This is a genomic window from Kushneria marisflavi, assembly GCF_002157205.1.
GTDB lineage: Bacteria > Pseudomonadota > Gammaproteobacteria > Pseudomonadales > Halomonadaceae > Kushneria > Kushneria marisflavi.
Genome location: NZ_CP021358.1, coordinates 1,735,035 through 1,759,798, shown reverse-complemented (window position 1 = coordinate 1,759,798; position 24,764 = coordinate 1,735,035). Strand labels below are relative to the sequence as shown.

Here is a 24,764-nt window from a genome sequence, read left to right as displayed (position 1 = left end):
GAAGAGGGCAAAAAGGGGTCTAACGTTCAGGAATCAGGCGCTGGACGCCTTCGGCAGTGCCCAGCAGCAGCAGGTCAGCGCCGCGATGAGCGAACAATCCGTTGGTGACGACGCCGGCAATCTGATTGATGCGGGTTTCCATTTCCCGGGCGTCATCAATGAGCTGATCAAAGAGATCGATGATCTGATGACCGTTGTCGGTCACCACACCCTGTCGATAAACGGGGCTGAAACCGAGCTTGACCATTTCACGCGCCACATAGGAGCGTGCCATGGGGATGACTTCAACGGGTAGCGGAAAGCCGCCCAGCTGGCGTACAAGCTTGGAACCGTCGGCAATACAGATAAACTCTTTTGCGCAGGCAGCCACGATCTTTTCCCGGGTCAGCGCCGCGCCCCCGCCCTTGATCATGGCAAAATCATGATCGATTTCGTCGGCACCGTCGACATAGACACTCAGCGTGCCGGCCTGGTTGAGATCAAATACTTCAATGCCGGCGGCCCTGAGCCGACGCTCGGTTTCCGTGGAGCTTGCCACGGCGCCGGCGAAGTCGTCGCGAAGCGGTGCCAGTGCCTCGATGAAGAGGTTGACGGTCGAGCCCGAGCCGACCCCCAGCACGGTATCACGACGCAGTTTCGAGCGAATTTCCTGCACGGCTGCCTGCGCCACTGCCCGCTTGAGCTCTGACTGATCCTGGGATGTCATGGTGTCTCCGAATCTGATGATGTTCTACAGCGGCCCATCAGGCGTATCATGGCGATTACCGTGGACACTGTCGATGGTTGCATGTGCTGTACCCGCCTCGGGCTTTTTGTTTCACGTGAAACATCACACGCGCGTGTCATGTCATCCGGTGCCCCGCAGCGCCGCCCTCAAGTCATTGCCCAGGATATGAGAATGCTGGAAGCCTACGCCAAGAGAATCCTTCAGGCCCGCGTCTACGAAGCGGCGGTTGAAACGCCCCTTTCCGACATGCCACAGATGTCCAGACGCCTTGATAATCATGTGCTTCTCAAGCGCGAGGATCTGCAGCCGGTTTACTCCTTCAAGATTCGCGGCGCCTATAACTGCATGGCGCAGCTCAATGACGAGCAGCGCGCGAAGGGTGTGATTACGGCCTCGGCAGGCAATCACGCTCAGGGCGTGTCGATGGCGGCCAAACGCATGGGTATTCATGCCACGATCGTCATGCCGCGCATCACGCCTGAAATCAAGGTCTCGGCGGCACGAGCCCGGGGGGCGAAGGTGGTGCTCAAGGGTGACTCCTTCAATGATGCCCTGACGCATGCCCAGATGCTGATGAATGAGCATGGCTATACCTGGATTCCGCCCTTTGACCATCCGGATGTGATCGCCGGTCAGGGCACGGTGGCGATGGAGATTCTGCGCCAGCATCAGGGGCCGATCGATGCAGTCTTTGCGCCGGTCGGTGGCGGTGGCCTTCTGGCGGGCATGGCGGCCTATATCAAGTACCTGCGTCCGGATATTCGTGTCATTGGCGTGGAGCCCGAAGACGCCGCCTGTCTCAAGGCTGCCCTTGAGGCCGGCGAGCGGGTCACGCTGGATCAGGTCGGGCTTTTTGCCGAGGGTGTGGCCGTGTCCCAGATCGGTGAGGCACCCTTTGAAATCCTGCGCCATCACGTCGACGAAGTGATCACCGTCAATACCGATGAGATGTGTGCCGCGGTCAAGGATATCTTCGAGGACACCCGCGCTGTCTCGGAAACCTCCGGGGCGCTGTCACTGGCCGGGCTCAAGAAATATGCCCAGCGCGAAGGCGTTCGGGACAAGACACTGATCGCCATCAACTCGGGGGCCAATCTCAACTTTGACCGCCTCCAGCACATTGCCGAGCGCACCGAGCTTGGCGAGCAGCGCGAGGCGATCCTGGCCGTCACCATTCCCGAGCGGCCGGGCAGCTTCAAGGCGTTTTGCAAGGCGCTGGGCCGCCGTATGGTCACGGAGTTCAACTACCGCTATGCCGATGCCGGACAGGCGCATATCTTCGTCGGCGTGCAGGTGCAGCCCGGTGGAGAGGATCGACTGGAAGTGGTTCGAAGGCTTGAAGCGGCAGGCTACAGCGTTGAGGATCTCACTGACAACGAGCTGGCCAAGCTGCACATTCGCCATCTGGGTGGCGGACGACCTCAGGAGCCGTTCAGCGAGCGTCTCTATCGTTTCGAATTTCCGGAGCGCCCCGGCGCGCTGATGAATTTCCTGAACCATCTGCCCGGTGGCTGGAACATCTCGCTGTTCCATTATCGTAACCACGGTGCCGCCTACGGCCGGGTTCTGATCGGCATGCAGGTGCCGGAAGCCGACTGTGCCACGCTTGAACAGCGTCTTGATGAGATCGGCTATCGTTACTGGCATGAAACCGACAATCCGGCCTATCGACTTTTCGTCTCCTGAGACACCGGGCGGGCCTTTGGCACAACAAAAATGCAACGGTATGTAATGTTATCGCCTGCGATATTGTGCTGATTCGGCGGTGACACTATGATGGCGCCGCCGCGGCCCGCTCGGGCCGTTCCCTCGTGCGTTCTTCTGTTGTGACGGAGCAGTAATGAGACGTAAACCCGATCTGGTCTTTACCCTGGTACTCATTCTTGGTCTGGGCGTTGTCGCCACAGGCTATGCCCAGAGCGTCATGGGGTATTAGGTGTGTCGTGATCGAATAAGGGATCGTTTCGGGGCGGGAAGGCTCAAAAAGGGCCACTCGGCGATAGAACATTTAAAAACGCATCCAGGAGGATGCGTTTTTTTATGCCGCCGAAAAAGGAAGCTGATCCGATATCATGACGTGGCAGGGCGTGGCCTGAGGACCTGCCGGTCGCTGACGATCATGTCGAGGTTTACATCCCATGGCTGGTGGGGCAACGCTTCAACCTGCTGACAGTCGTGCGCCACACCAATCAGGGTCGGACGCGGACCGCAGGTGTTCGAGGCAAAGGCGAGGGTGCGGTCGTAAAAGCCGCCGCCCATGCCAAGGCGATGGCCCTGCGCGTCAAAACCTACCAGCGGCATCAGCACCACATCCATGGCCCAGGGCGGAAGACGGCGAATGCGATGACCGCTCTGGCGCAGGTCGGGTTCAGTGATTCCGAAGCGGTTGAGTACCATGTGGGTATCCGGACGCCAGTGCACGAACCACAGGCGGTTTTCCACCAGCGGACGTAATACCGGCAGATAGACCCGGATGCCGCGCCGATGCAGCCAGTCCACCAGTGGAGTTGGATCGATTTCACCCTTTTCGGGCAGATACAGCGCCACATGGCGTGCATATCGCAACGACGATAGCTGCATCAATTGATGGACCAGTGCCATGGACGCCAGACGCTGGGCTCGAGCATCGAGTGTGCGTCGACGGCGGCGCAGTTCGCGGCGCAGTGCCGGGCGATCATCGCAAGCAGCCAGTGGTGCCATGCCTGGATGGGCAGGACGCGATAGCAGGGGAGAGAAAAAACGTCGCCGGGGGCGAGGAGTGCGCAATGACAAGGCGCGAAGTCTGCGAGCGCGCGGTTGATCCGCGGGAAGTGCGCAGCGCACTGACATGAGGGTTCTCCAGAATGCCGCTGTTGTTCTGGCCCTGAACCTACTGGTTCAAGGTGGGTGACCGCAAGTGGGCCATCAGGCTTTCCGTCGCGCGGACATGCACACAGGCCCACTTATAGTGGCCCCCTGGGTACTGCGCATAGGCTCGAGGGACTATAACAACTGGCAAACACCCCAGAGAACGAAGCAATTCTAACAGATATCCCGGGGGGCTGCGCTACCCTGTTGACCGCCTGCTGTCAGGAGGTACGATTTCGCTCCAGGGCCTTTTGCAGGCGCTCATCAAGCCCGGCCAGTCTTTCTTCGAGCTCCTTGCGGCGTCGGGTCTCATCACGCAGCTCATGGGTAATGTTCAGCCCGGCCATCATGGCGACCTTGTCGATGCTGATGGTGCGACCGCGGGTCTGAATGCCGGCCATGGCCTGGTCGAAATAGCGCGCCGCTTCATGCAGCGCCTGCTCTTCACCGGGGGCACAGCTGACAACAAAATTCTGACCCATCAGGGTGATTTCGGCGGTCTGACGAGGACCTTGCGGCATGACATCACTTCCGATATGGGCCAAGCTCTGGCCGTTACGCTAAGATGGTGGGCAGCCACTGATGGCCTGCAGATGAGGGTTCCACTCAGCTCCATGCCATGTTGCTGCGCTTGCAGCACCACTATAGAGAGACGACCGGGGGCGGTCAACGCGCGGCCCCCGGGCGATAGTTCATGATTCCCGCTACGGGAACGACCAGTAAAGGGATGCAGTATGCCGTCCGGTGATAACGCCCTCGACTTCGCCACCATCAGCGATATTTTTCTAGCCCATGGCAGCCTGCAGTCGCCGGCCTTCTTTGATGGCTATCTGTGCGCGCGTCTGGCGCTTGAAGACATCAGTGCCGAGGACTGGCTGAACCTGATCTGCGCGGCACTGGGCGTGGAAGAACCCGCCACCCGCGAAGACGGTGAAAAACTGCTGGCCTGGCGAGCGATTGCCAGAGAACGTCTGGACGCCGAGGAGATGAGCTTCGAGCCGCTGCTGCCTGATGAGCTGTTCTCACTGTCCGAGCGCGCGCAGTCACTCGCCCTTTGGTGTCAGGGCTTTCATGAAGTGGCCGGTGAAGTCGATGCTGATCAGCGCAAGACCTGGTCAACGCCGCTTCAGGAAGGCGTGACTGATATCGAGCAACTCTCTCGTATTGATGATGACATCGAAGATAACAGCGAAAACGAAAACGACCTGTTTGCGCTGACCGAACACGCCCGCATGACGGCGCTGATGCTTTATGTCGAGCAGCATCCGGGCAAACCGGATGTCGAAAAGCCGGCGCAGTCGTTTGAAGAGGGCTTGAAGGAAGAAGGTCTGAGCGGTGACGGCGAAACGCGTCACTGAGCAACGAGGCGTGTCTGACCAGAGAGCGTCAGCGACAGACAGGCGCCGGATGAAGACGTCGTGAGAACATCGGTCACGGGAGAGAGCATCAAGTGACACAGGCAGAGCAGGGCACACCAGTCCCCATCACGACCGAGGCGTATCGACAGCGCCGCGAGCGGCTGATGTCGGAAGTGGCATCAGACAGTGCCATTCTTGTTCCGGCGGCCAGGCTTTCGGTACGCAATCAGGACAGCGAGTATCCGTTTCGACAGGACAGTGACTTTCACTATCTCTGTGGCTTTCCCGAGCCGGAGGCGTGGCTGGTCCTGCTGCCCGGTCGGGATGCGGGAGAGAGCGTTCTGTTTTGCCTGCCACGTGACCCGGCCGCCGAGGCCTGGACGGGCAAACGGGTCGGGCCACGCCGGGCCGTCACTCGCTACGGTGTGGATGAGGCCTGGCCGCTGGAAGCGCTTGATGAACAGCTGATGGATCTTCTGGAAGGCCGGCGCACCCTGTATCTGTCGCTTGATAATGATCGGGCGATGGCGCTGGCCGGACAGATGCGTGACGGTCTCAAGGCCCGCGAACGGCGTGGCCCGCCGGCGCCCTCGGGCTATGCCGATATCGACGTGATTCTCCATGAGCAGCGTCTGATCAAATCCGATGAGGAACTGGCGCTGATGCGTCAGGCCGGTGAGATTACCGCCCGGGCACACGTCAAGGCCATGCAGGCCGTCAGGCCCGGCATGTTTGAATATCAGCTCCAGGCCACACTGGAGTACGCCTTCGTCATGGCCGGCGCTCGCGCGCCGGCGTATGCCACCATCGTGGGCAGCGGTGCCAATGGCTGTATTCTGCACTACACCGAAAACGATGCCGCGATGGCCTCGGGTGATCTGGTACTGGTGGATGCCGGCGCCGAGTACGCGCTCTATGCCGGTGACATCACCCGTACCTTCCCGGTCAGCGGCCGCTTTAGCGAGCCGCAGCGCCAGCTCTACGAGATCGTGCTCGGCGCCCAGCAGCGTGCCCTTCGTGCCGTGCGCCCCGGTGCCACGATCAAGGGCATTCATGAGGGCGTCGTGCGTGATCTGAGCGCCGGTCTGGTGGCGCTGGGGCTGGTAGAAGGCCCGGTCGAGACCGTGGTCGAGCAGGGTCACTACAAGCGCTTTTATCTGCACGGCACCTCCCACTGGCTGGGCCTGGATGTGCATGACGTCGGCGCCTATCAGGTGTCAGGCGAGTCACGCGTGCTCTCGCCCGGCATGGTACTGACCGTCGAGCCCGGGCTCTATATCCCCGATGATCTGGATATTGCCGAACAGTGGCGTGGCATCGGCATTCGTATTGAAGACAATGTGGCGGTCACGGCGCAGGGCTGCGAGGTGCTGACCGAGGGCGTGCCCAAACGGGTTCGGGACATCGAGGCGTTGATGGCACAAGGACAGACATGAGCGAAACTCCGGTAGACATTGCCATTATCGGCGGCGGGCTGGTGGGTGCCAGCCTGGCCGTGGCGCTGGCGCCCCTGATCGAGCGTGATGGGCTTCGAGTGGCCGTGATCGAGGCCAGCGAGCTGAGCGCCAGCGGTGCCCAGCCAAGCTTTGACGAGCGTTCCAGCGCCATTGCCTACGGTTCCAGAGCCCATTTTGAGACCATGGGGATCTGGTCGCGACTGGCCACGCGAGCCGCCCCCATTCATGACATCGAAGTCAGCCAGCGCGGTGCCATGGGGCGTACCCATCTGTCGTGTCGAGAGGTGGGCACCCCATCGCTGGGCTATGTGTTGCCCAATGCCTTTCTGGGGCAGGTCCTTCATGAGCGGCTGTCCCACATGCCGATCGACTGGTACTGCCCGGCCCGGGTCGAGTCCATTGTCCCGGCGGTAGACGGTCACCGACTGACGCTGAACAACGGGTGTGTGCTGCATGCCGGGTTGACCGTGCTGGCCGATGGCGGTCGCTCCGGGCTCAAGGCGTCACTGGGGATCGGCACCGACCGCCACGACTATGAACAGCATGCCGTGATCGCCAACATTGAAACGGCCAGAGAGCATCATGGCTGGGCGTTTGAGCGCTTTACCGAGGAAGGGGCGATGGCACTGCTGCCGTTGCAGGCGCGTCGCATGGCTTTGATCTGGACCCGGCCGCCGGAGGTGATTGATGCCACGCTGGCCATGAATGATCACGACTTTCTGCAGGCGCTGCAGGCGCGACTGGGGACACGTCTGGGCCGTTTTCAGCGCGTTGGTACTCGCCATGTCTACCCCCTGTCGATGTCGCGTGCCCGCGAGCAGAGCCGTCCGCATCTGGCGGTGCTGGGCAACGCAGCGCATGCCATTCATCCGGTGGCCGGTCAGGGGTTCAACCTGGCGCTTCGCGGCGTCATGGATCTGAGTGCGGCCATCGAGGCGGCGCTCGAGGCCGGGCGGGCACCGGGAGAGGCGCTGACCATGGCGGATTTCGAGCAGCGTCGTCAGAGTGACCGGGATCTGATCATGCAGGCCAGCGATACGCTGGTACGCCTTTTCGGACTGGAACTGCCGGGCATCCGCGGGGCGCGCGGTGCGGCGCTGGGGCTTTTCAACCTCGCCACTCCGCTCAAGCGTGCCCTGATCCGCCGTGCCATGGGCATGGCGCGACATTAAAACGGGCTTGCAGCCTCCATGCCTGCCCAACGGAGAACTTCATGACGCGCGACACCGCACCATTTGACATGGCCATCGTCGGCGCCGGACTGGTCGGGGCAACGCTGGCGCTGGCGCTGGGCCAAAAGGGCCACCGGGTCGCCCTGCTGGACGGTGGCGATCTGCAGGCCACGTGGCAGGCCGATACCATCGATGCGCGCGTCAGCGCCATTACACCCGCCTCACAGCAGTTGCTGACCCATCTGGGCGTCTGGTCGGGCATCGTGCAAAGGCGTTTAGGCCCCTATGACCGAATGGCCGTCTGGGACGGAGAAGGCACCGGCCATATCGACTTCAGTGCCCTGGAGGTCGGCCGTGAGGTACTTGGTCATATCATTGAAAACAATGTGGTCCGCGATGCCCTGCTGGATGCGCTGTTGGAGTGTGACAGCGTCACGCTCATGCCCGAGGCACGGGTCACCCGTCTTTCCGATGCCGAACAGGGCACGCGTTATCTCACGCTGGAGGATGGGCGCACTCTTGAAAGCTGCCTGGTGATCGGCGCCGATGGCGCCGGCTCACGGATTCGGGCCCTGTCCGGGCTTGGCCACCGTGAATATGCCACCGGCCAGCGGGCCGTGGTGGCGACGGTGTGGCATGAGTACGATCATGCCGCCACGGCGCGACAGCGGTTCATGAGTACCGGGCCACTGGCCTTTCTGCCTCTGGGCATTGATGGACGTCAGAAGACCTCATCCATTGTCTGGTCGGCGGATACCGAATTTGCCGATGACCTGATGGCCATGTCGGATGAAGCTTTCATGCGTGCGCTCGAGATGGATTTTGAGCATTGTCTGGGGCGCATCGAACGCGTCAGCCGGCGCCACGACTTCCCGCTGATTCAGCGCCATGCCAGACGCTATGTCGATGACAGCGTGGCGCTGGTGGGAGACGCTGCGCATAACATTCATCCGCTGGCCGGGCAGGGCGTCAATCTGGGCCTGATGGATGTGGCGGTGCTGGCCGAGGAGCTCGACCGTGCCAGACGCCGTGGTGCGCCGCTGGGGGATCTGCGCATCCTGTCGTGCTATGCGCGTCGTCGTCGCGGTGACAATACGGTCATGCTGATGGCCATGGATGCCTTTCGAATCGGTTTTGGCATCAGCTGGCCGCTGATGCGCGTGCTGCGTAATCAGGGGCTGACCACCACCGGGCGATGGCCCTGGGTGCGCCGGCTGCTGATCGAGCAGGCGATGGGCCAACGCAGTGATCTGCCACAGAGCATGAGACCGCCGTCAGCCTGACAGTCCCGCTGCTGGCCACCGGGTGTTTCACGTGAAACAGGGCCTCATAACGTAAAAAAGCCCGCCTGAACGGCGGGCCTTTTTTTGTCAATCCTGTAGCGATCATTTACGTGCCGGACTGGGTATTGCTCGGCATGGTGTCGTTGTTGCTGTCGATACCACCGCCCGGTGATGTCCCCATGGGGCTGCCGTGGGATGTTCCTGTCGGGGTTTCGCTGGCACCGGACATGGAGCCGGACTGCTGTGTGCCGGACTGTGACATGCCCTGCTGCTGATTTTCCGGAGCACCACCGGAGGAAGAACAGCCCGCTGCCAGCAGCACGGCCGCGGCCAGCGCGCCCATCGTCAATCCTTTCTTCATGTAATGTTTCTCCTTATCAAGGCGGATGGCGTTATCCATTTGCCTTTTCAGCGTAGACGCTTTTACGGGTTTGTGTCATCCGGGGCGTCATCGGAGGGTGCCGTGTCGTTTTTAGAGGCCCCATTGCCGCTGTCCGTGAGGGTATTTCCCGACGCTCGGTCATCAGGCGAGGCGTTATCGTGTTGGCGCATGCCGGGCTGCTGAAACACATTGATGCCGCGCAGCAGGTTGAGCGCCTCGCCCAGCTGATAGTCATCGGCGGCTATGGGAGAGTCGGGCAGTGCTGCCTTGTCATCCTCCTGCTCGCCGCGGGCATTTTGTAGATGGCCGCGCAGATTGGCCTCGCGAATTTCAAATCCGCTCTTTTCAAGCTCCAGCCGGCCGCGCTGTACCGTCACGTCCGGCTCGATGCCCTCGGCCTGAATCGATCGTCCGCCCGGGGTGTAATAAAGCGCCGTGGTCAGCTTGATGCCGGTATTGTCATCCAGTGGCATGACCGACTGTACCGAGCCCTTGCCGAAGCTTTCAGTGCCCAGCACCACGGCGCGGTGATGATCCTGCAGGGCGCCGGCAACGATCTCGGCCGCCGAGGCACTCCCCCCGTTGATCAATACGACCATGGGTGTGTCGGGCAGGGCCGTCTCGGCATTGGCTTCAAACTGCATGTCAGAATCCTTGAGCCGCCCTCTGGTGTAGACCACCAGGCCGTGATCGAGAAAAAGATCGGCCACGTTGACCGCGCCATCCAGCAGCCCACCTGGGTTGTTGCGCAGATCCAGCACCACACCGGACAGGCCGTTGTCGCCCGCCTGTTTTTTCAGCGAGGCGATTGCGTCACTGGCCTCCTGGGCCGTGTTTTCCTGGAACTGGCTGATGCGCAGATAGCCGTAGCCGGGAGAAAGCATGCGCGAGTTGACGCTGGCAGACTGGATGTTGGCGCGCTCCAGACTGACCTCGATCGGGGCATCGGCGCCTTCGCGCAGCAGCGTCAGATCAATCTTGCTGCCAGGGTCACCGCGCATCAGGTCGACGGCTTCTTCCAGCGACATGCCGTCGGTGCTCTTGCCATCAATTTCGATGATCAGATCGCGCGGCTGAAGGCCGGCCTTCGACGCCGGCGTATCGTCGATCGGCGAAATCACCATCAGCTGGTTGTCTTCCTGACCCACCTCGATGCCGATGCCGCCGAACGCACCCTCGGTCATTTCGTGCAGCGTGCGAAAGGCGTCTTCATCCAGATAGTTCGAGTGCGGATCGAGGCCTTCCAGCATGCCGCGCATGGCGTTGCGCAGCAGCGTCTTGTCATCGACATCGTCCACATAGGCCTGCTTGATGCGCTCGAACACCTGCGCCAGCGCTTGAATGTCTTCCAGCGGCAGACTGCTCTGCTCGCTGGCGTCACCGCCGGCACCAGAACGGCCATCGGTCTCGGCAGGCACGAGGGGGGAATTGTCCGGCGTACTGTCGGCCGGCGCGGCATCCGTGGTGGGTTCGGCTGCGGTGGCCGGCAGCGTCAGCAGCAGGGCTGACGACAGGGCAAGCGATAAGGCGACATGGCGCATCAGCATGCAGACTCCTTTAGCGGGTGGGCCGGGCGCCGAGGCGCCCGATACCTTCAACGGGTGATGCGTTCGCCGTACTAGCGCGAGGCCAGCCAGCTTTGCGGATTGATGGTCTTGCCACCACGACGTACCTCGAAATAAAGCGCCGGACGCGACAGACCGCCGGTATTGCCGACATAGCCAAGCGTTGCACCGCGCTCGACCCGATCACCGGCGGACACGGCAAGGCGCTGCTGGTGAGCATACAATGACAGTATGCCACCATGATCGATGATCACCAGATACCCAAAGCCGCGCATCCAGTCGGCAAAGACAACCTGCCCCTTCGCGGCGGCATAAACCGGGGTGCCGGCCGGCGCGCTGATCAACACGCCATTCTTGTTCAGACCGTCACCGCTACCATAGCTGGATACCACCGAACCACTGACCGGCCATTTTGAGCTGCGGGCGCTCCTGTCGGCCTTGTGGGTGACGACTGCGCGTGCTTCAGCGCGTCGCTCGGCCGCCGGGTCCACGCTGCGGGTCGGCACGCTGCGGGCATTGCTTGAGCTGGCGTTCATCTCGTCGCTGCTCAGGCCCTCATCGTCTGATGGAGCCTTGTGGGAGGAAGACGATTGAGACTGCGCCTGCTGTCTGGCCTCACGAGCCTTGCGTTCGCGCTCGGCCCGTTCACGCGCCTCACGCTGTTCCCGGGCACGGGCCAGCTGCTGTTCGATTCGGCTGACCATTCTTTCGGCTTCGGCGCGGTCGGACTCCAGTCCCTGAAGATTGCTCTGTCCGCTCTTGTAGCGGGCATCCAGTCGTGTCAGTGCCTTTTCACGCTCCTGGCGCTGCTCATCCAGGGTTTGCTGACGGCTTTTGAGCTCGCCCTGGAGCTGGTCGAGCGTCTGCTGCTGGTCAAGGGTCTGGGCGCGGTTGTCCTGAAGCTCCTGGTTGAGCGAGGCCAGCCGCGACAGTCGTTCGGCGCGAGCCTCATTGAGCCGGTTGAGATAGTGCTGAAAGCGATCGATCTCGCTGGGGTCCTGATTGTCGAGCAACAGTTTCAGGCGAGGTTGATCGCCCAGCTTGTACAGGGCCCTGACCTGCTCGGCCAGTGCCTTTTGCTGAGCATCGCGCTGTTCGGTCAGGCTTTTCTGGCGCTGATCGAGCGTGGCCAGCGCCTCGGTGGTCTGGCTTCGGGCCTTTTGAAGGGTTTCCAGCCGTCGATGGGTCTCTGCCAGCGCCTTTTCAGCCTGCTCGAGCTCCTGTTGAGCATCGCCGCGCTGGGCATTGGTCTTTTCCAGTTGGCGCTGGGTCTGTTCAATGTTCTGGCGAATGCTGTCCAGCTCCGCCTTTGAGGCATCAAGGCTGGCGGCGCCGGCCGGCACCGCCAGACCCAGGGTCAGGGCCAGAAGCCAAAACCGGCCCGCAGGCCGGTGTAGTGTGAAAGACACCAAAGAACTCCGATCAGCTGTTTTCGATCAGCACGCGACCGGTCATCTCTTCCGGCTGAGTCTGGCCCATCATGGCCAGAAGCGTCGGCGCGATGTCACAAAGGCGTCCGTCATCAAGCAGGGTGGCCTTGCGCTGGCTGACATAGACCAGCGGGACCTGGAAGGTGGTATGCGCGGTCTGGGGGTTGCCGGTTTTCGGATCGACCATCTGCTCGGCGTTGCCGTGATCGGCGGTGACCAGACATTCCCCACCGGCACGCTCGATCGCCTCGACCACGCGGCCCAGACATTCGTCCACGGCTTCGATGGCCCTGGTGGCGGCATCCAGATCACCACTATGACCGACCATGTCGCCGTTGGCATAGTTGCAGACCACCAGGTCAAAGCGACCGGAATCAATGGCTTCGACCAGTCTGTCGGTCACCTCGAAGGCGCTCATTTCCGGCTTTTCATCGTAGGTTTTCACATCGCGCGGGGAGTCGACCAGAATGCGCTCTTCACCTTCGTACTCCTCCTCGCGACCGCCGGAGAAGAAAAACGTCACATGGGCGTATTTCTCGGTTTCGGCGATGCGCAGCTGAGTCAGCCCCTTTGAAGAGACGTATTCACCCAGCGTATTGGGCAAATCGTTGGGCGGGAAGGCCACCGGTACGCCCAGATCATCGGAATACTGGGTCATGGCGACGAAATGCATTTTTGGCGTGCGATCACGCTCGAAGCCATCAAAGCTCTGGTCCACCAGTGCATGGGCGATTTCGCGGGCCCGGTCGGCACGGAAGTTGGCAAACAGTACCGCATCGCCATCTTCGATGGTGATCCGGTCGTCATCGCCTTCACGCAGGCTGGTGGCGGTGACGAATTCGTCGGTTTCATCGCGCTCGTAGGCCGCATTGAGGGCCTGTTCGACGTCGCTTTCGACGTGCTCGGCTTCACCATTGACCATCAGCTGCCAGGCGGCCTGAACACGGTCCCAGCGGTTGTCTCGGTCCATGGCGTAAAAGCGTCCGACCATTGAGGCGACACGGCCCACGCCCAGCTTGCGCAGCAGGGCATCGGCGCGCAGCAGGCTGTCCAGCGCGCTCTTGGGCGCGGTGTCACGGCCATCGAGGAAGGCGTGGATGTAGACCCTTTTCGCACCGCGCGCCTGGGCCAGTTCCGCCAGCGCCAGCACGTGGTCCTCGTGGCTGTGAACGCCGCCGGGTGAGAGCAGCCCCAGCACATGGACGGCACGATCATCGTTGACGGCAGCGTCGATGGCGTCGGTCAGCGCCTGGTTCTCTCCCAGTTCGTTGTCACGAATGGCCTTCGAGATGCGGGTCAGGCTCTGGTAGACCACGCGTCCGGCGCCCAGATTCATGTGGCCGACCTCGGAGTTGCCCATCTGACCTTCGGGTAGACCAACGTTTTCACCGTCGGTATTGATCAGGGTATGGGCGTAATCCGATTGCAGCCGATCCATGACCGGCGTGTTGGCGGCGGCCACAGCGTTGTTGGCCGATTCCGGGTTATGGCCATAGCCATCGAGAATCAGCAGGGCGACGGGACGTGGTTGCGATGTAGACATGATTTCGCCTCGGGAACACGGACATGTAAGCCCCGATACCGGGTTGCGCTGTCTGGGTGTCACACGCAGCAGGCGCGCTATCAGGGCGTCGAAATGGTAATCATCATAACCCAGCCGGTGCATGCCAGCATTGATCATCGGGGACGGACGACGGCCGGGTGCTTGTGTATACTGGGCGCGCGCCGGATTCCAGCTGCCGGGCGGCTTCCCCGAACTCGCAGGGTAGACCAGGCATGACCGCGCGCCGAGCCATTTTAAACAACCAGGGTCAAGATATTTCCATGATCGATCAGCTGCTGGAGTTTGCCCAGAACCACCCCTTGCTGGTAGGTGCCTTCGTTGTGGTCTTGCTGGCCTGGCTGGCCTTTGAATCCCGGCGCAGTGCGACGGGTGGTGTCAGCAGCGGTGAGGCGACCAATCTGATTAACCGCGAAGATGCCATGGTGCTTGATATCCGCGAGATCAAGGAGTTCAAGGCAGGCCATATCGCCGGTGCGATCAACGTGCCCGCCGACAAGCTCGACAACAACATGCAGCGCCTTGAAAAGCACAAGGACAAGCCGATCATCGTGGTGGACAAGATGGGCCAGCACGGCGGCGGTGTGGTCACGAAGCTGCAAAAGGCCGGCTACAGCGGCGCCCGTCGACTCAAGGGCGGTCATTCACAGTGGGTGGCCGACGGCCTGCCTGTTGTGACACGCTGATGTCATCTCTTCAAGCGATAGTTCTTGCTGGCTTCAAGCAGTAGTTCCTACTGGCTTCAAGCGATAGTTATTACTTACTCACAGACCGGGAAACGAGCATGTCAGACAATAACGCCACCAGTGAGCAGGCCAATATCCAGTTCGCGCTGCAGCGCATCTACGTCAAGGACATCTCCTTTGAGGCGCCCAACTCGCCGGCGATCTTTCAGCAGCAGTTCAAGCCGCGGGTCAAGCTTGATGTCGACAACGACCATAAGCAGATCAGCGAAGGACTCCATGAAGTCAGCGTGCGGGTGACGGCTCACGTCTACAACGGTGACGAAGAGACCACGGCGTTTCTGGCTGAAGTCCATCAGGCGGGCCTTTTTGCCATCTCCGGACTCAGCGATGCCCAGCTCGATCACACCCTGGGGGCCTTCTGCCCCAACGTGCTGTTTCCCTATGCTCGTGAGTGCATCGACAACCTGGTCGGCCGTGGCACCTTCCCGGCACTGATGCTCTCCCCGGTCAACTTTGACGCCATCTATGCCCAGAAGCAGCAGGGCACGCCGCAGGCCGACGCCTGATGACTGACGGTCGCGGATAACCCATGCGCATTTACGTTCCCCATACGCTCAAGCCCGGCGCCACGATCAGACTGCCCGATGCCGCAGCCCATCACGTGGCGCGTGTCATGCGCCGCCGCGAGGGTGATCCGCTGGCCCTTTTTGACGGCAAGGGCAACGAAGTAAGCGCGCACATTGCTGCCATCTCCAAGCGCGGCGATGTACAGGTCACCGTTGAAGCGCGTCAGCCGGCCCTGGCCGAATCAGGGCTGGCCGTGCACCTGGGGCTGGCGGTTGGCAAGGGCGATCGCATGGATTTCGCCATCCAGAAGGCGGTCGAGCTGGGGGTGGCTGCGGTCACGCCGCTCTACACCCACCACGGCGATGTCCGGCTCAAGAGCGAGCGCGCGCAGAAAAAGCGTGATCACTGGCAGGCCGTGGCGGTCAACGCCTGCGAGCAGTGTCGCCGGGCCACCGTGCCCGCGATCTATCCGGCCATCGCGCTCGATGAGTGGCTGGCCGCTCGCGATGAAGCTCTCAGGCTGGTGCTTCATCCCTATGATGCCGGGCCGCTGCCAGACACCGACTCGCCGGGCAGTGCCGCCCTGCTGGTCGGCCCCGAGGGTGGGCTCAGCGATGACGAGGTCGCTCGGGCCCATGCTCACGGCTTCCACTCGTGGATTCTTGGCCCGCGTATCCTGCGTATGGAGACGGCGCCGATCGTGGCGCTATCACTCCTGCAGGCGCGCTACGGGGATCTTTGATCCCCGTTGTTGTCTTGTCTTTGATCCCCTTTGTTGTCTTGATAGGCTCCATTCCCCACGCTTTCCCTGATCGAACTATGCTTGTGGCCTGAACGGTGCCGGTTTCGGCGGTGCCGATGCCACGATGGCATTGGACTTTCGTCTTAATTTCGTCTGAACTCCAGAGACTGCATTTCTTGTTGCCGTGCGCCGGTCATGATCCATGACATGGCGCTCAGGCGCTGCCATCACAGGGAGACGTGAATCATGGCCGATTATAGTGTTGCCGACATGCTGGTAAGGACGCTGGCGCGTGCCGGTGTACAGAACATCTGGGGATTGCCGGGCGATTCGCTCAATGGCGTGACCGAGAGCCTGCGGCGACAGGACACCATCACCTGGCGCGGCGTGCGTCACGAAGAAGTGGCGGCGCTGGCCGCCAGCGGCGAAGCCGAGGCGCGTAACGGTCTGACCGTCTGTGCCGGCTCCTGTGGTCCGGGCAATACCCATCTGATCAACGGGCTCTTCGAAGCGAAGCGTGCGCATACGCCGATGCTGGCCATTGCCGCCCAGATTCCGTCCACCGAGGTGGGGCTGGGGTATTTTCAGGAGACCCACCCGGAGCAGCTGTTCAAGGAGTGCAGTGACTACTGCGAGCTGATCACCAACGCCTCCCATGCCCAGCGCGTGATCGAAACCGCCATGCGCACCGCCATCCTCGAAAAGAGTGTGGCGGTGATCGTGATCTCGGGAGATGTGGCGCTCTCGCCGGCGGTTGAGCAGAAAATGCAGTGGAGCACCCCGGTCGCACCGGTCACGGTGCCGCCTGAACCCGAGCTTGAAGAGCTGGCGGCGCTGCTTAACGACAGCAAGCAGGTGGCCATGCTTTGCGGGGCAGGCTGTGCCGGTGCCCACGATGAGGTCATGGCCCTGGCCGAACGGCTCAAGGCACCTATCGTGCACGCGCTGCGCGGCAAGTCCTGGCTTGAGTATGACAATCCCTATGATGTTGGCATGACCGGTCTGATCGGTTTCAGCTCGGGCTATCACGCGCTCAAGGAGTGCGATTTCCTGATCATGCTGGGCACAAGCTTTCCCTACCGGGACTTCTTCCCCGAGCATGGGCGGATCGTGCAGATTGATCTGCGCCCCGGCCATCTGGGCCGACGCAGCACGCTGCTCAAGGGACTGGTGGGGGATGTAAAGGCCAGTCTCGAAGCGCTGTTGCCGCGGCTTGAAGAGAAGACCGATCGCGCCTTTCTGGACAAGGCCCAGAAGCATTATCAAAAGGCCCGCGAGGATCTTGATGAGCTGGCCGGGCCGGCTGCCGAAGGCGCTCCCCTGCATCCTCAGTATCTGACCGCTCGCGTCAGCGCACTGGCCGATGACGATGCCTGGTTTACTGCCGATGTCGGTACGCCAACCGTCTGGGCGGCGCGCTATCTGAAAATGAACGGCAAGCGTCGTCTGACCGGCTCGTTCATGCACGGTTCAATGGCCACCGCCATGCCTCAGGCGATGGGCGCTCAGGTTGCCATGCCCGGTCGCCAGGTCATCTCGCTCTCCGGCGATGGCGGCATCAACATGCTGATGGGCGATCTGATGACGCTGGCCGAGGAGAAGCTGCCGGTCAAGGTGATCGTCTATAACAACACGACGCTCGGGTTTGTGGCGATGGAAATGAAGGCGGCAGGTTATGTGGATGAGGTGACCAACCTGCCGGTGACCGACTACGCCCGACTGGCCGAGGCGCTGGGCATCAAGGGTCTGACCGTGTCCAGTTCCGAGCAGCTCGATGGCGTGCTTGAGGAAGCCTTTGCTCATGATGGCCCGGTCATCGTCGATGTGAAGGTCGCCAAGCAGGAGCTGTCCATGCCGCCTACCATTGAGGCCGCTCAGGCGAAGGGCTTTAGTCTCTATATGCTGCGTGCAGTCATGAGCGGGCGTGGGGATGAGGTGCTGGATCTGGCCAACACCAACTGGCTCAGCCGGCTGAAGCCCGGGAAGTGATCGGCTGGTGGCGCTGATCGAAAACGATAGTAAGCACTTGCTGACAGGTGAGTGCCCGCCATTAAAAAGCCCCGGCCATGCCGGGGCTTTCTGCGAGATGACGATCAAGCGATCAGCTTTTTTCGTCGATCAGCGCCTGACGTGCCTTGCGGGCCTGCTCTTCCTCATACGTCGGGAAGTCGATATAGCCCCGGGCATCGCCGCCATAGAAGGTGGACGGGTCAAAGTCGGTCAGCGGCCAGCCATTTTTCATCCGCTCGACCAGATCCGGGTTTGACGTGTACGGGCGGCCAAAGACCGGCAGGTCGATGGTGCCGTCATTGACCAGCTTTTCGGCCTCGGCCTGGTCGAGATTACCGGCCAGCAGCAGGTTGCCCTGATAGGTCTCTCGGAAGGTCCTGAGGTACTCGCGCGGCATGGGTTCCATGCCCTGGCCACCCTGGTCGTGCAGATGCACGTAGGAGAGCCCGCGCTTGTTGAATTCGCGCGCCAGGTACAGATAGGTCTCACCGTTGTCATCGTACTCCGGCATATCAAATAGCGTACCAAACGGTGACAGGCGAACGCCCACGCGATGCGCGCCGATCAGGGCGCTGACTTCATCAACGACTTCCATCAGCAGACGGCAGCGGTTTTCACGCGAGCCGCCATATTCATCATCACGGTCGTTGACGCCGGGATTGAGAAACTGCTCGAAGAGATAGCCGTTGGCACCGTGGATTTCGACCCCATCGAAGCCGGCTTCGCGGGCATTAACTGCGGCCTGAGCGAAATCGCGCACAATGTCACGCACCTCGCGGGTTTCAAGCCGACGTGGGGTGCTGGCCTTGAGCATGTCGGGTGTCCCCTGCTCATTGTAGCCAAACGCCATGCCACCGAGCTGGTCGCTCGGACCTACCGGAGCGGCACCGGCAATCTGCACGGTGGTATGCGAGACGCGCCCGACGTGCCAGATCTGTGCGAAGAAAACCCCGCCGCGTTCGTGAACGGCGCGAGTGGCCTTCTTCCAGCCTTCAATCTGATCAGGACCGTAAATGCCCGGGTTGTACAGATAGCCCGTGCCCTGGCGTGATACCGGCGTGCCTTCGGAAATGATCAGCCCGGCGCTGGCGCGCTGGCGGTAATAGGTCGCTCCCAGCTCGTTCGGGATATCTCCCGGTGCGCGGGAGCGGGTCATGGGTGCCATGACAATCCGGTTATCAAGTTGAATGCCGGCGAGGTCAAAGCGTTCAAAAAGTGATGACATAAAATCCTCTCTGCAAAACGTCTGAACACGGGGTTCAGCGATGACTTGTTGCACGAAAGTCTAGACGATCAGACACGCTCTCCTGATAGTTTTCAAACATGCCTGCGATTGGAAAGAACAACTCCGCACAGGGGCACGTGGCAGGTTCGGTCATGGTCGAAGGATGAGGCTTGCGTCATACTGATCACATGAATGGCTGCCACAACGCCACGCTGCGACCACCTTAAGGGACCGTGTTCTGGAGTTTTAAATGAGTGAACGTGCATTGAACATTGCGGTCGTCATGGACCCCATCGCCAGTATCGCCTGGAAAAAGGATTCGACCCTGGCGATGCTATGGGCCGCCAAACGGCGTGGCCACAGGCTTTTTTATCTTGAGCCGGGAGATCTCTATCTCAAGGACGGGCGCGCCATGGGGCGTCTGCGCTCGCTTGAGGTGTTTGAAAACGACCCCGAGCATTACTACGCCCTTGGCGACGTCGAGGCCGGGCCACTGGCACAGATGGATGTGATCCTGATGCGTCAGGACCCGCCGGTGGATGTCAATTTCACCAACGCCGTGCACCTGCTGGGCTTTGCCGAGCGTGAGGGCGTGCTGGTGGTCAACCCGACCCAGGCGCTTTTAACCTGCAATGAAAAGCTCTATGCCCAGCAGTTTCCCCAGTGTCTGGTGCCCAGCGTCGTCTCCTGCAATGACAAGGTCCTGCGCGAGTTTCATGCCGAGCAGGGCGATACCATCTTCAAGCCGCTGGATGGCATGGGCGGCACCGGCATCTTTCACATCGCCCCTGATGGGCGCAACATCGGTGCGGTGATCGAGCAGCTGACCCAGCGTGGCACCGAGCAGATCATGGCGCAGCGCTACATCCCCGAGATCAAACAGGGCGATACCCGCATCCTTTTGATCGATGGCGAGCCGGTGCCCTACGGTCTGGCCCGCATTCCCTCTGCCGGTGAAGTGCGCGGCAATCTGGCCGCCGGTGGCCGCGGTGAAGCCCGGGCGCTGACGGACCGTGACTACTGGCTGGTCGATCAGGTCAAGTACTCCATCAAGTCGCTGGGACTGATCTTTGTCGGCCTGGATGTGATCGGGGACTACATCACCGAAATCAACGTCACCAGCCCCACCTGTGTGCGCGAAATCGATGCCCAGAAGGGCACCGATATCGCCGGCATGCTGATGGATGCCATCGAGCGACGCTTCACCGCCTGAGGTGTTGACGCCACGCCGGGCGGCCAGTGTTACCATGCACGCATTCCCCGCCAACGGCGGGCGAGTGTCGGCCAAGGCCGTGCTCTGATGACCCATCGATTCACGCCCCTGCCTGCCGGCAGGGGCGCGCGCTTTTATCCGGGAGGCCCATGCAAGGCTTACGCGATCACTTTCTCATGGCGATGCCCCATCTCGAAGACGAGAACTTTGCGGGTTCGCTGACCTATATCTGCGATCACGACGACAACGGTACGCTGGGACTCAAGCTCAATCAGCCCATGGAGCTGACGCTTGAAGCGTTGTTCGAGCAGCTTGAAATCGATGCCAGTGAATGTCTGTCGCTGGATACGCCGGTGCTCGACGGCGGCCCGGTTCATCGTGAGCGTGGCTTTATCCTGCACTCCGGAAGCCCCGAGCACTGGGATTCCAGCATCCGCACCGGCGAGAACCGGGCGCTGACCACGTCGATGGATATTTTGCATGCCATCGCCGCCGGCCGCGGCCCCGAGCAGTTCCTGGTCTGTCTGGGGTGTGTGGGCTGGGAGCCCGAGCAGCTGGCTCAGGAGATCAAGGACAACACATGGCTGACCGTGGAAGCCAGTGATGAGGTGCTCTTTCGTACCCCCGCGCCGGCGCGTCTTGAAACCGCAGCAGGGCACCTGGGCGTGAATCTGAGTCTGCTCTCCCGTGAGGCCGGTCATGGCTGACGTTGCCGGTCAGCGGCTGGTGCTGGCCTTTGACTTCGGCGTGCGCCGCATCGGTGTGGCGGTCGGCAATGAGCTGCTGGGCAGTGCCACGGCGCTTGACCCGTTGATGGCGCGTGACGGCATTCCCGACTGGAACGTGATCGCGCGTCTGGTCGAGGAGTGGCAGCCCGATCTTTTTGTGGTCGGACTGCCGCTCAATATGGATGACACCGAATCCGAGATGAGCCTGCGGGCACGCAAGTTCGGCAATCGGCTGCACGGACGCTTTGGCAGACCGCTTGAGATGTTTGACGAACGCGGTACGACCCGCGCGGCCAAGGCCATCGCCCGCGACGAGGGCCATCGCGGCAACTATCGCGAGCACGGTGTCGACGGCATTGCCGCCGAGCTGATTCTGACCGGTTGGTTCGAGCAACAGGCCCACGGCGCGCGGCTCAACATCCCTTCGCCCCGCTGACTTCTCTCCGCTGACTTATCCCTAAAGGCCCGCTTTGTAAGTAATGACTCACTTCAGAGCAATGAAGTCGGCATCATCGACCCCGATTCGATGCGGCGGTTGCCAGCCCACATCGCGAAGGTCGCGATCAAAGGTGTCCGCCACCCCCATGAGCGTGGCAAAGATCGCCATGCGCACCGGAATGCCGTTGTCGGTCTGGCGAAAGATCGCCAGTCGGGGATCGTCGTTGAGATCTACATTCAGATCATTGGCACCGGGGCGGCTGTCGCGCGGCAGCGGGTGCATGGCGATGGTGTGCGTGCTGCAGCGTTGATCCAGGAAAGCGCGGTCCACGCTGAAATCGCTCGACAGGCTGAATCCCTCCACCATTTCTTGGGTAAAGCGTTCCTTCTGGATGCGTGTGGCATAGACCACGTCCACATCGCTGTAGTCGGCCTGCAACGTGTCGCGCTGGATGACCCGGTGGCCGGCATTTTCGGCCCGATCGATCAGCTCAAAGGGCATTTCAAGGCCCGGCGGCGAGACCAGCGTGATCTGCATCGGCGGATAGAGGGCCAAAAGCTTCAGAAGCGAGTGTACGGTGCGCCCGTACTTCAAATCGCCGGTCAGCAGCAGATGCGCACCGGGCAGGGCCTTGCCGAGCCGCTCGAATTCCTTGTTGATGGTGTAAAGATCGAGCAGGGCCTGGCTGGGGTGTTCGCCCGGTCCGTCGCCGCCGTTGATGACCGGGACATGGGTCGCCGCGGCAAATTCGGCCACCGAGCCCAGGGCCGGGTGGCGCATGACGATGGCATCGACATAGCCGCTGATGACGCGGCTGGTGTCATACAGCGACTCGCCCTTGGCCATCGAGGAGAAGGTGAAGCCTGTCGTGTCACAAACGCTGCCGCCCAGCCGGCTGAAGGCGGAGTGAAAGCTCATGCGTGTACGGGTACTGGCCTCGAAAAAAAGATTGCCCAGCACGGCGCCTTCCAGCACCCGCGTGATTTTTCGGCGCTGGGCGATCGGCTCCATGCGCCGCGCCACGTGAAAGAGGTGATCGACGTAGTCGCGGGACAGGTTATCAACGGACAACAGATGGGCACTCATGGCACTCGCCTCTGGCTGGGAGGAACTCAAGCCGCCACAGCAGGCACTGTGGGGCACAAACGCGCGCTAGTGTAGCGCGACAGGCCCTTGCCCTTCATCGGGGGATCAGTCCCTGTCAGGCGCTTTTTTCAAGTGGCCGCCTCGTTATGGCATGACAGGATGGGCGGGCGCCGGTCAGCGCGATACACTGCGCTCGCTTTTTTCCATCCGGGCGAGAGCCCCGCGTCAGGACGGCGATCACACATGCAGGCACTGCTGGAATCCATTCTCGATGACGTACGACCACTGCTCGGTCAGGGGCATGTGGCCAGTTATATTCCGGCGCTGTCGGACGTTGACCCGTATCAGCTCGGCATTGCCATGCTCGGCACCGATGGCGCGCTTTATCAGGCCGGCGACGCCGATACGCCCTTCTCGATTCAAAGCATCTCCAAGGTTTTCAGTCTGGTTCAGGCCATCTCGCACGGCGGAGAAAGCCTCTGGGAGCGACTTGGCCATGAGCCCTCGGGTCAGGCCTTCAATTCGCTGGTACAGCTCGAGTTTGAAAAGGGCCGCCCGCGTAATCCCTTCATCAATGCCGGTGCGCTGGTGATCGCTGACATCAACCAGTCGCGCTACGCCGCTCCGATTCTGTCCATGCGCGATCTGGTACGCCGACTGACCGATAACGCGCAGATCATTTCCGATCGGGTGGTGGCCGAGTCCGAATACCAGCATCGGGCTCGCAACGCGGCCATGGCCTATCTCATGCAGTCCTTTGGCAACTTCCACAACGATGTAGAGGCCGTGCTCAAAAGCTACTTTCACCACTGTGCGCTGACGGCCAGCTGCGTGGATCTGGTGCGCGGCTTCTCCTTTCTGGCCAATGGCGGGCGCTGCCTGCACAGTGATGAGCACATCCTGACGCCGCGCCAGACCCAGCAGGTCAACGCCATCATGGCCACCAGCGGGCTCTATGACGAGGCAGGCAACTTTGCCTATCGCGTGGGGCTGCCGGGCAAAAGCGGCGTGGGCGGCGGCATTGTGGCCGTAGTGCCGGGCCGCTACAGCATCTGCGTGTGGTCACCGGCGCTCAACGCCAGCGGTAATTCGCTGGTCGGCATGGCCGTACTGGAACGGCTCAGCGAGCAGATCGGCTGGTCGGTATTTTCACCGCTTTCCTATTGAGACCGCCGGCGTTCTGACAAACGCCGGTACCCCGATTCAGACCCTTCTTGAACGCATTGCAGGGCGCTCTACGCTTGGATAGAGACGCGCCAGGAAGTTGGCGGCGTCAACATTAATCCATGTTTCAAAAGGAGTTTGAACAGTGGCCAATTCAACCCGTGCCCCCCAGTCACAGCCCGGTGATGAGCATCGCATGCAGGAGCCACCGGAATATATCCGGGACAGCTATCGTGGCACCGATAAACTCAAGGGCAAAATCGCGCTGATTACCGGTGGCGACAGCGGTATCGGCCGGGCCGTGGCCGTGCACTACGCCCGAGAGGGCGCTGATGTTGCCATCAGTTACCTCGAAGAAGATCAGGACGCCGAAGAAACACGTGTATTGGTGGAAGCCGAAGGGCAGCGCTGTCTCGTCATGAAAGGCGATGTGGGCGATGCCGATTTCTGTCGCGAAATGGTCGACAGAACCGTCAGCGAGCTGGGCGGCCTCAATATTCTGGTCAACAACGCTGCCGAACAACACGACTGGGATGACATTACGCAAATCCCCGATGAGCAGCTCGAGCGCACCTTCCGTACCAATATCTTCAGCCATTTCTACACGGTGAAGCATGCACTGGCGCACATGACCGCGGGCGACAGTATCATCGAAAGTTCTTCGGTCAACGCCTTCAAGGGCAATAACACCCTGATCGACTACACCGCGACCAAGGGCGCCATTCAGGGTTTTATGCGTTCGATGGCCATGTCATTGGTTGAACGCGGTATTCGCGTCAATGCCGTGGCCCCCGGCCCTGTCTGGACACCACTGATTCCGGCCACCATGGATGAGGAGAAGGTTGAAAACTTTGGCCAGCAGGTGCCCATGAAGCGCGTTGGCCAGCCCAGCGAAATGGCACCGGCCTACGTTTATCTGGCCTGCGAGGAGTCTTCTTACATGAATGGTCAGACCATTCATCTCAACGGTGGCGTTATCCTTAATACGTAACGTTATTACATAAATTACGCTAATTGGCCTCAAGCCCGCGCTATCTCCCATGGCGCGGGCTTTTTTATGCCGTATGCCGGCGCTCCTTTATCTGTATGGCGGATACTTTTCTGTCCATTGAATGATGTAGC

The 24,764-nt window shown here is 61.2% G+C and carries 23 protein-coding genes and 1 other RNA gene; 14 read left to right on the top strand and 10 right to left on the bottom strand.

Annotated features, from left to right (window positions below; genetic code table 11):
• Window positions 1–19: 19 nt before the first annotated feature.
• The gene (gene rpiA / locus B9H00_RS08045; RefSeq protein ID WP_086900220.1) at window positions 20–706 is read right to left on the bottom strand and encodes a ribose-5-phosphate isomerase RpiA; all 687 of its coding nucleotides are present in this window, start codon (window positions 704–706) and stop codon (window positions 20–22) included.
• Window positions 707–844: 138 nt separating this feature from the next.
• On the opposite strand from rpiA, the gene ilvA reads away from it, so the two are divergent.
• Window positions 845–2,413, top strand: coding sequence for a threonine ammonia-lyase, biosynthetic (gene ilvA / locus B9H00_RS08040; protein ID WP_086901774.1), 1,569 nt, complete (start codon window positions 845–847; stop codon window positions 2,411–2,413).
• A gap of 384 nt (window positions 2,414–2,797) precedes the next feature.
• On the opposite strand, the gene B9H00_RS08035 is transcribed toward ilvA, so the two are convergent.
• The 3 genes from B9H00_RS08035 to B9H00_RS08025 all read right to left on the bottom strand — a co-directional run bounded on the left by B9H00_RS08035 (window position 2,798) and on the right by B9H00_RS08025 (window position 4,095).
• Entirely contained in the window at window positions 2,798–3,427 is a 630-nt protein-coding gene (locus B9H00_RS08035) for a 5-formyltetrahydrofolate cyclo-ligase (protein WP_086900219.1), read from the bottom strand.
• Window positions 3,428–3,558: 131 nt separating this feature from the next.
• Window positions 3,559–3,740: non-coding RNA, 6S RNA (gene ssrS / locus B9H00_RS08030), on the bottom strand.
• Between the two features lie 55 nt (window positions 3,741–3,795).
• Window positions 3,796–4,095 (bottom strand): cell division protein ZapA, encoded by a 300-nt coding sequence (locus B9H00_RS08025; protein ID WP_086900218.1) that lies wholly within the window; start codon window positions 4,093–4,095, stop codon window positions 3,796–3,798.
• Window positions 4,096–4,308: 213 nt separating this feature from the next.
• Here B9H00_RS08025 and B9H00_RS08020 point away from each other — a divergent pair, with 213 nt between their 5' ends.
• From B9H00_RS08020 to B9H00_RS08005, 4 genes are all read left to right on the top strand, one after another.
• On the top strand, window positions 4,309–4,932 hold the full coding sequence (locus B9H00_RS08020) for a UPF0149 family protein (protein WP_086900217.1): 624 nt from the start codon (window positions 4,309–4,311) through the stop codon (window positions 4,930–4,932).
• Between the two features lie 92 nt (window positions 4,933–5,024).
• Window positions 5,025–6,368, top strand: coding sequence for a Xaa-Pro aminopeptidase (pepP, locus tag B9H00_RS08015; RefSeq protein ID WP_236944391.1), 1,344 nt, complete (start codon window positions 5,025–5,027; stop codon window positions 6,366–6,368).
• Window positions 6,365–7,561, top strand: coding sequence for a 2-octaprenyl-6-methoxyphenyl hydroxylase (gene ubiH, locus B9H00_RS08010; protein WP_086900216.1), 1,197 nt, complete (start codon window positions 6,365–6,367; stop codon window positions 7,559–7,561). The genes pepP and ubiH overlap by 4 nt, the downstream gene beginning before the upstream one ends.
• Before the next feature lie 41 nt (window positions 7,562–7,602).
• On the top strand, window positions 7,603–8,844 hold the full coding sequence (locus B9H00_RS08005) for a UbiH/UbiF/VisC/COQ6 family ubiquinone biosynthesis hydroxylase (protein WP_086900215.1): 1,242 nt from the start codon (window positions 7,603–7,605) through the stop codon (window positions 8,842–8,844).
• 106 nt (window positions 8,845–8,950) lie between these two features.
• Here the strand turns inward: B9H00_RS08005 and B9H00_RS08000 are convergent, their stop codons facing one another.
• The 4 genes from B9H00_RS08000 to gpmI form a co-directional block, all read right to left on the bottom strand.
• Window positions 8,951–9,205: a hypothetical protein gene (locus tag B9H00_RS08000; RefSeq protein ID WP_147376561.1), complete on the bottom strand. Its 255-nt coding sequence runs from the start codon at window positions 9,203–9,205 to the stop codon at window positions 8,951–8,953.
• Window positions 9,206–9,267: 62 nt separating this feature from the next.
• Complete coding sequence (locus tag B9H00_RS07995) at window positions 9,268–10,773, bottom strand: S41 family peptidase (protein WP_174678716.1); 1,506 nt, start codon at window positions 10,771–10,773, stop codon at window positions 9,268–9,270.
• A 71-nt stretch (window positions 10,774–10,844) separates the two neighbouring features.
• Complete coding sequence (locus B9H00_RS07990) at window positions 10,845–12,200, bottom strand: murein hydrolase activator EnvC family protein (protein ID WP_147376562.1); 1,356 nt, start codon at window positions 12,198–12,200, stop codon at window positions 10,845–10,847.
• A gap of 13 nt (window positions 12,201–12,213) precedes the next feature.
• Entirely contained in the window at window positions 12,214–13,764 is a 1,551-nt protein-coding gene (gpmI, locus tag B9H00_RS07985; RefSeq protein WP_086901771.1) for a 2,3-bisphosphoglycerate-independent phosphoglycerate mutase, read from the bottom strand.
• Between the two features lie 281 nt (window positions 13,765–14,045).
• Between gpmI and B9H00_RS07980 the strand changes: the two genes are divergently transcribed.
• From B9H00_RS07980 to poxB, 4 genes are all read left to right on the top strand, one after another.
• Window positions 14,046–14,468 (top strand): rhodanese-like domain-containing protein, encoded by a 423-nt coding sequence (locus B9H00_RS07980; RefSeq protein WP_086623348.1) that lies wholly within the window; start codon window positions 14,046–14,048, stop codon window positions 14,466–14,468.
• Between the two features lie 98 nt (window positions 14,469–14,566).
• Window positions 14,567–15,034: a protein-export chaperone SecB gene (secB, locus tag B9H00_RS07975; RefSeq protein ID WP_086900212.1), complete on the top strand. Its 468-nt coding sequence runs from the start codon at window positions 14,567–14,569 to the stop codon at window positions 15,032–15,034.
• A 23-nt stretch (window positions 15,035–15,057) separates the two neighbouring features.
• Entirely contained in the window at window positions 15,058–15,777 is a 720-nt protein-coding gene (locus B9H00_RS07970; RefSeq protein ID WP_086900211.1) for a 16S rRNA (uracil(1498)-N(3))-methyltransferase, read from the top strand.
• Between the two features lie 246 nt (window positions 15,778–16,023).
• Entirely contained in the window at window positions 16,024–17,766 is a 1,743-nt protein-coding gene (gene poxB / locus B9H00_RS07965; RefSeq protein ID WP_086900210.1) for a ubiquinone-dependent pyruvate dehydrogenase, read from the top strand.
• A 112-nt stretch (window positions 17,767–17,878) separates the two neighbouring features.
• On the opposite strand, the gene B9H00_RS07960 is transcribed toward poxB, so the two are convergent.
• Window positions 17,879–19,012, bottom strand: a complete 1,134-nt coding sequence (locus tag B9H00_RS07960) for an alkene reductase (protein WP_086900209.1) — start codon at window positions 19,010–19,012, stop codon at window positions 17,879–17,881.
• Between the two features lie 250 nt (window positions 19,013–19,262).
• Between B9H00_RS07960 and gshB the strand changes: the two genes are divergently transcribed.
• The 3 genes from gshB (at window position 19,263) to ruvX (ending at window position 21,389) form a co-directional block, all read left to right on the top strand.
• Window positions 19,263–20,225 (top strand): glutathione synthase, encoded by a 963-nt coding sequence (gene gshB, locus B9H00_RS07955; RefSeq protein ID WP_086900208.1) that lies wholly within the window; start codon window positions 19,263–19,265, stop codon window positions 20,223–20,225.
• Between the two features lie 149 nt (window positions 20,226–20,374).
• A complete protein-coding gene (locus B9H00_RS07950) occupies window positions 20,375–20,932 on the top strand; it encodes a YqgE/AlgH family protein (RefSeq protein ID WP_086621418.1) in 558 nt (185 codons plus the stop codon).
• Complete coding sequence (ruvX, locus tag B9H00_RS07945; protein ID WP_086900207.1) at window positions 20,925–21,389, top strand: Holliday junction resolvase RuvX; 465 nt, start codon at window positions 20,925–20,927, stop codon at window positions 21,387–21,389. The genes B9H00_RS07950 and ruvX overlap by 8 nt, the downstream gene beginning before the upstream one ends.
• 48 nt (window positions 21,390–21,437) lie before the next feature.
• Here the strand turns inward: ruvX and pyrB are convergent, their stop codons facing one another.
• Window positions 21,438–22,478 carry an aspartate carbamoyltransferase gene (gene pyrB / locus B9H00_RS07940; protein WP_086900206.1) on the bottom strand — a complete coding sequence of 347 codons (1,041 nt, stop codon included), beginning with the start codon at window positions 22,476–22,478 and terminating at the stop codon, window positions 21,438–21,440.
• A gap of 243 nt (window positions 22,479–22,721) precedes the next feature.
• Between pyrB and glsB the strand changes: the two genes are divergently transcribed.
• Together glsB and B9H00_RS07930 are read left to right on the top strand one after the other, a co-directional pair.
• On the top strand, window positions 22,722–23,645 hold the full coding sequence (glsB, locus tag B9H00_RS07935; RefSeq protein WP_086900205.1) for a glutaminase B: 924 nt from the start codon (window positions 22,722–22,724) through the stop codon (window positions 23,643–23,645).
• 193 nt (window positions 23,646–23,838) lie between these two features.
• Complete coding sequence (locus tag B9H00_RS07930; RefSeq protein ID WP_086901770.1) at window positions 23,839–24,633, top strand: SDR family oxidoreductase; 795 nt, start codon at window positions 23,839–23,841, stop codon at window positions 24,631–24,633.
• The last annotated feature ends 131 nt before the right edge of the window (window positions 24,634–24,764 follow it).

Bases quoted from the DNA above. Each gene is read 5' to 3' on its own strand.
- B9H00_RS07980 (WP_086623348.1), top strand. From the start codon at position 14,046: ATGATCGATCAGCTGCTGGAGTTTGCCCAGAACCACCCCTTGCTGGTA.
- B9H00_RS08025 (WP_086900218.1), bottom strand. From the start codon at position 4,095: ATGCCGCAAGGTCCTCGTCAGACCGCCGAAATCACCCTGATGGGTCAG.
- gpmI (WP_086901771.1), bottom strand. From the start codon at position 13,764: ATGTCTACATCGCAACCACGTCCCGTCGCCCTGCTGATTCTCGATGGC.
- rpiA (WP_086900220.1), bottom strand. From the start codon at position 706: ATGACATCCCAGGATCAGTCAGAGCTCAAGCGGGCAGTGGCGCAGGCA.
- ruvX (WP_086900207.1), top strand. From the start codon at position 20,925: ATGGCTGACGTTGCCGGTCAGCGGCTGGTGCTGGCCTTTGACTTCGGC.
- B9H00_RS07960 (WP_086900209.1), bottom strand. From the start codon at position 19,012: ATGTCATCACTTTTTGAACGCTTTGACCTCGCCGGCATTCAACTTGAT.
- ubiH (WP_086900216.1), top strand. From the start codon at position 6,365: ATGAGCGAAACTCCGGTAGACATTGCCATTATCGGCGGCGGGCTGGTG.
- ilvA (WP_086901774.1), top strand. From the start codon at position 845: ATGTCATCCGGTGCCCCGCAGCGCCGCCCTCAAGTCATTGCCCAGGAT.
- B9H00_RS07995 (WP_174678716.1), bottom strand. From the start codon at position 10,773: ATGCTGATGCGCCATGTCGCCTTATCGCTTGCCCTGTCGTCAGCCCTG.
- B9H00_RS08020 (WP_086900217.1), top strand. From the start codon at position 4,309: ATGCCGTCCGGTGATAACGCCCTCGACTTCGCCACCATCAGCGATATT.
- B9H00_RS07950 (WP_086621418.1), top strand. From the start codon at position 20,375: ATGCAAGGCTTACGCGATCACTTTCTCATGGCGATGCCCCATCTCGAA.
- gshB (WP_086900208.1), top strand. From the start codon at position 19,263: ATGAGTGAACGTGCATTGAACATTGCGGTCGTCATGGACCCCATCGCC.
- B9H00_RS07930 (WP_086901770.1), top strand. From the start codon at position 23,839: ATGCAGGAGCCACCGGAATATATCCGGGACAGCTATCGTGGCACCGAT.
- B9H00_RS08000 (WP_147376561.1), bottom strand. From the start codon at position 9,205: ATGAAGAAAGGATTGACGATGGGCGCGCTGGCCGCGGCCGTGCTGCTG.
- B9H00_RS08005 (WP_086900215.1), top strand. From the start codon at position 7,603: ATGACGCGCGACACCGCACCATTTGACATGGCCATCGTCGGCGCCGGA.
- pyrB (WP_086900206.1), bottom strand. From the start codon at position 22,478: ATGAGTGCCCATCTGTTGTCCGTTGATAACCTGTCCCGCGACTACGTC.
- B9H00_RS07970 (WP_086900211.1), top strand. From the start codon at position 15,058: ATGCGCATTTACGTTCCCCATACGCTCAAGCCCGGCGCCACGATCAGA.
- secB (WP_086900212.1), top strand. From the start codon at position 14,567: ATGTCAGACAATAACGCCACCAGTGAGCAGGCCAATATCCAGTTCGCG.
- poxB (WP_086900210.1), top strand. From the start codon at position 16,024: ATGGCCGATTATAGTGTTGCCGACATGCTGGTAAGGACGCTGGCGCGT.
- glsB (WP_086900205.1), top strand. From the start codon at position 22,722: ATGCAGGCACTGCTGGAATCCATTCTCGATGACGTACGACCACTGCTC.
- B9H00_RS08035 (WP_086900219.1), bottom strand. From the start codon at position 3,427: ATGGCACCACTGGCTGCTTGCGATGATCGCCCGGCACTGCGCCGCGAA.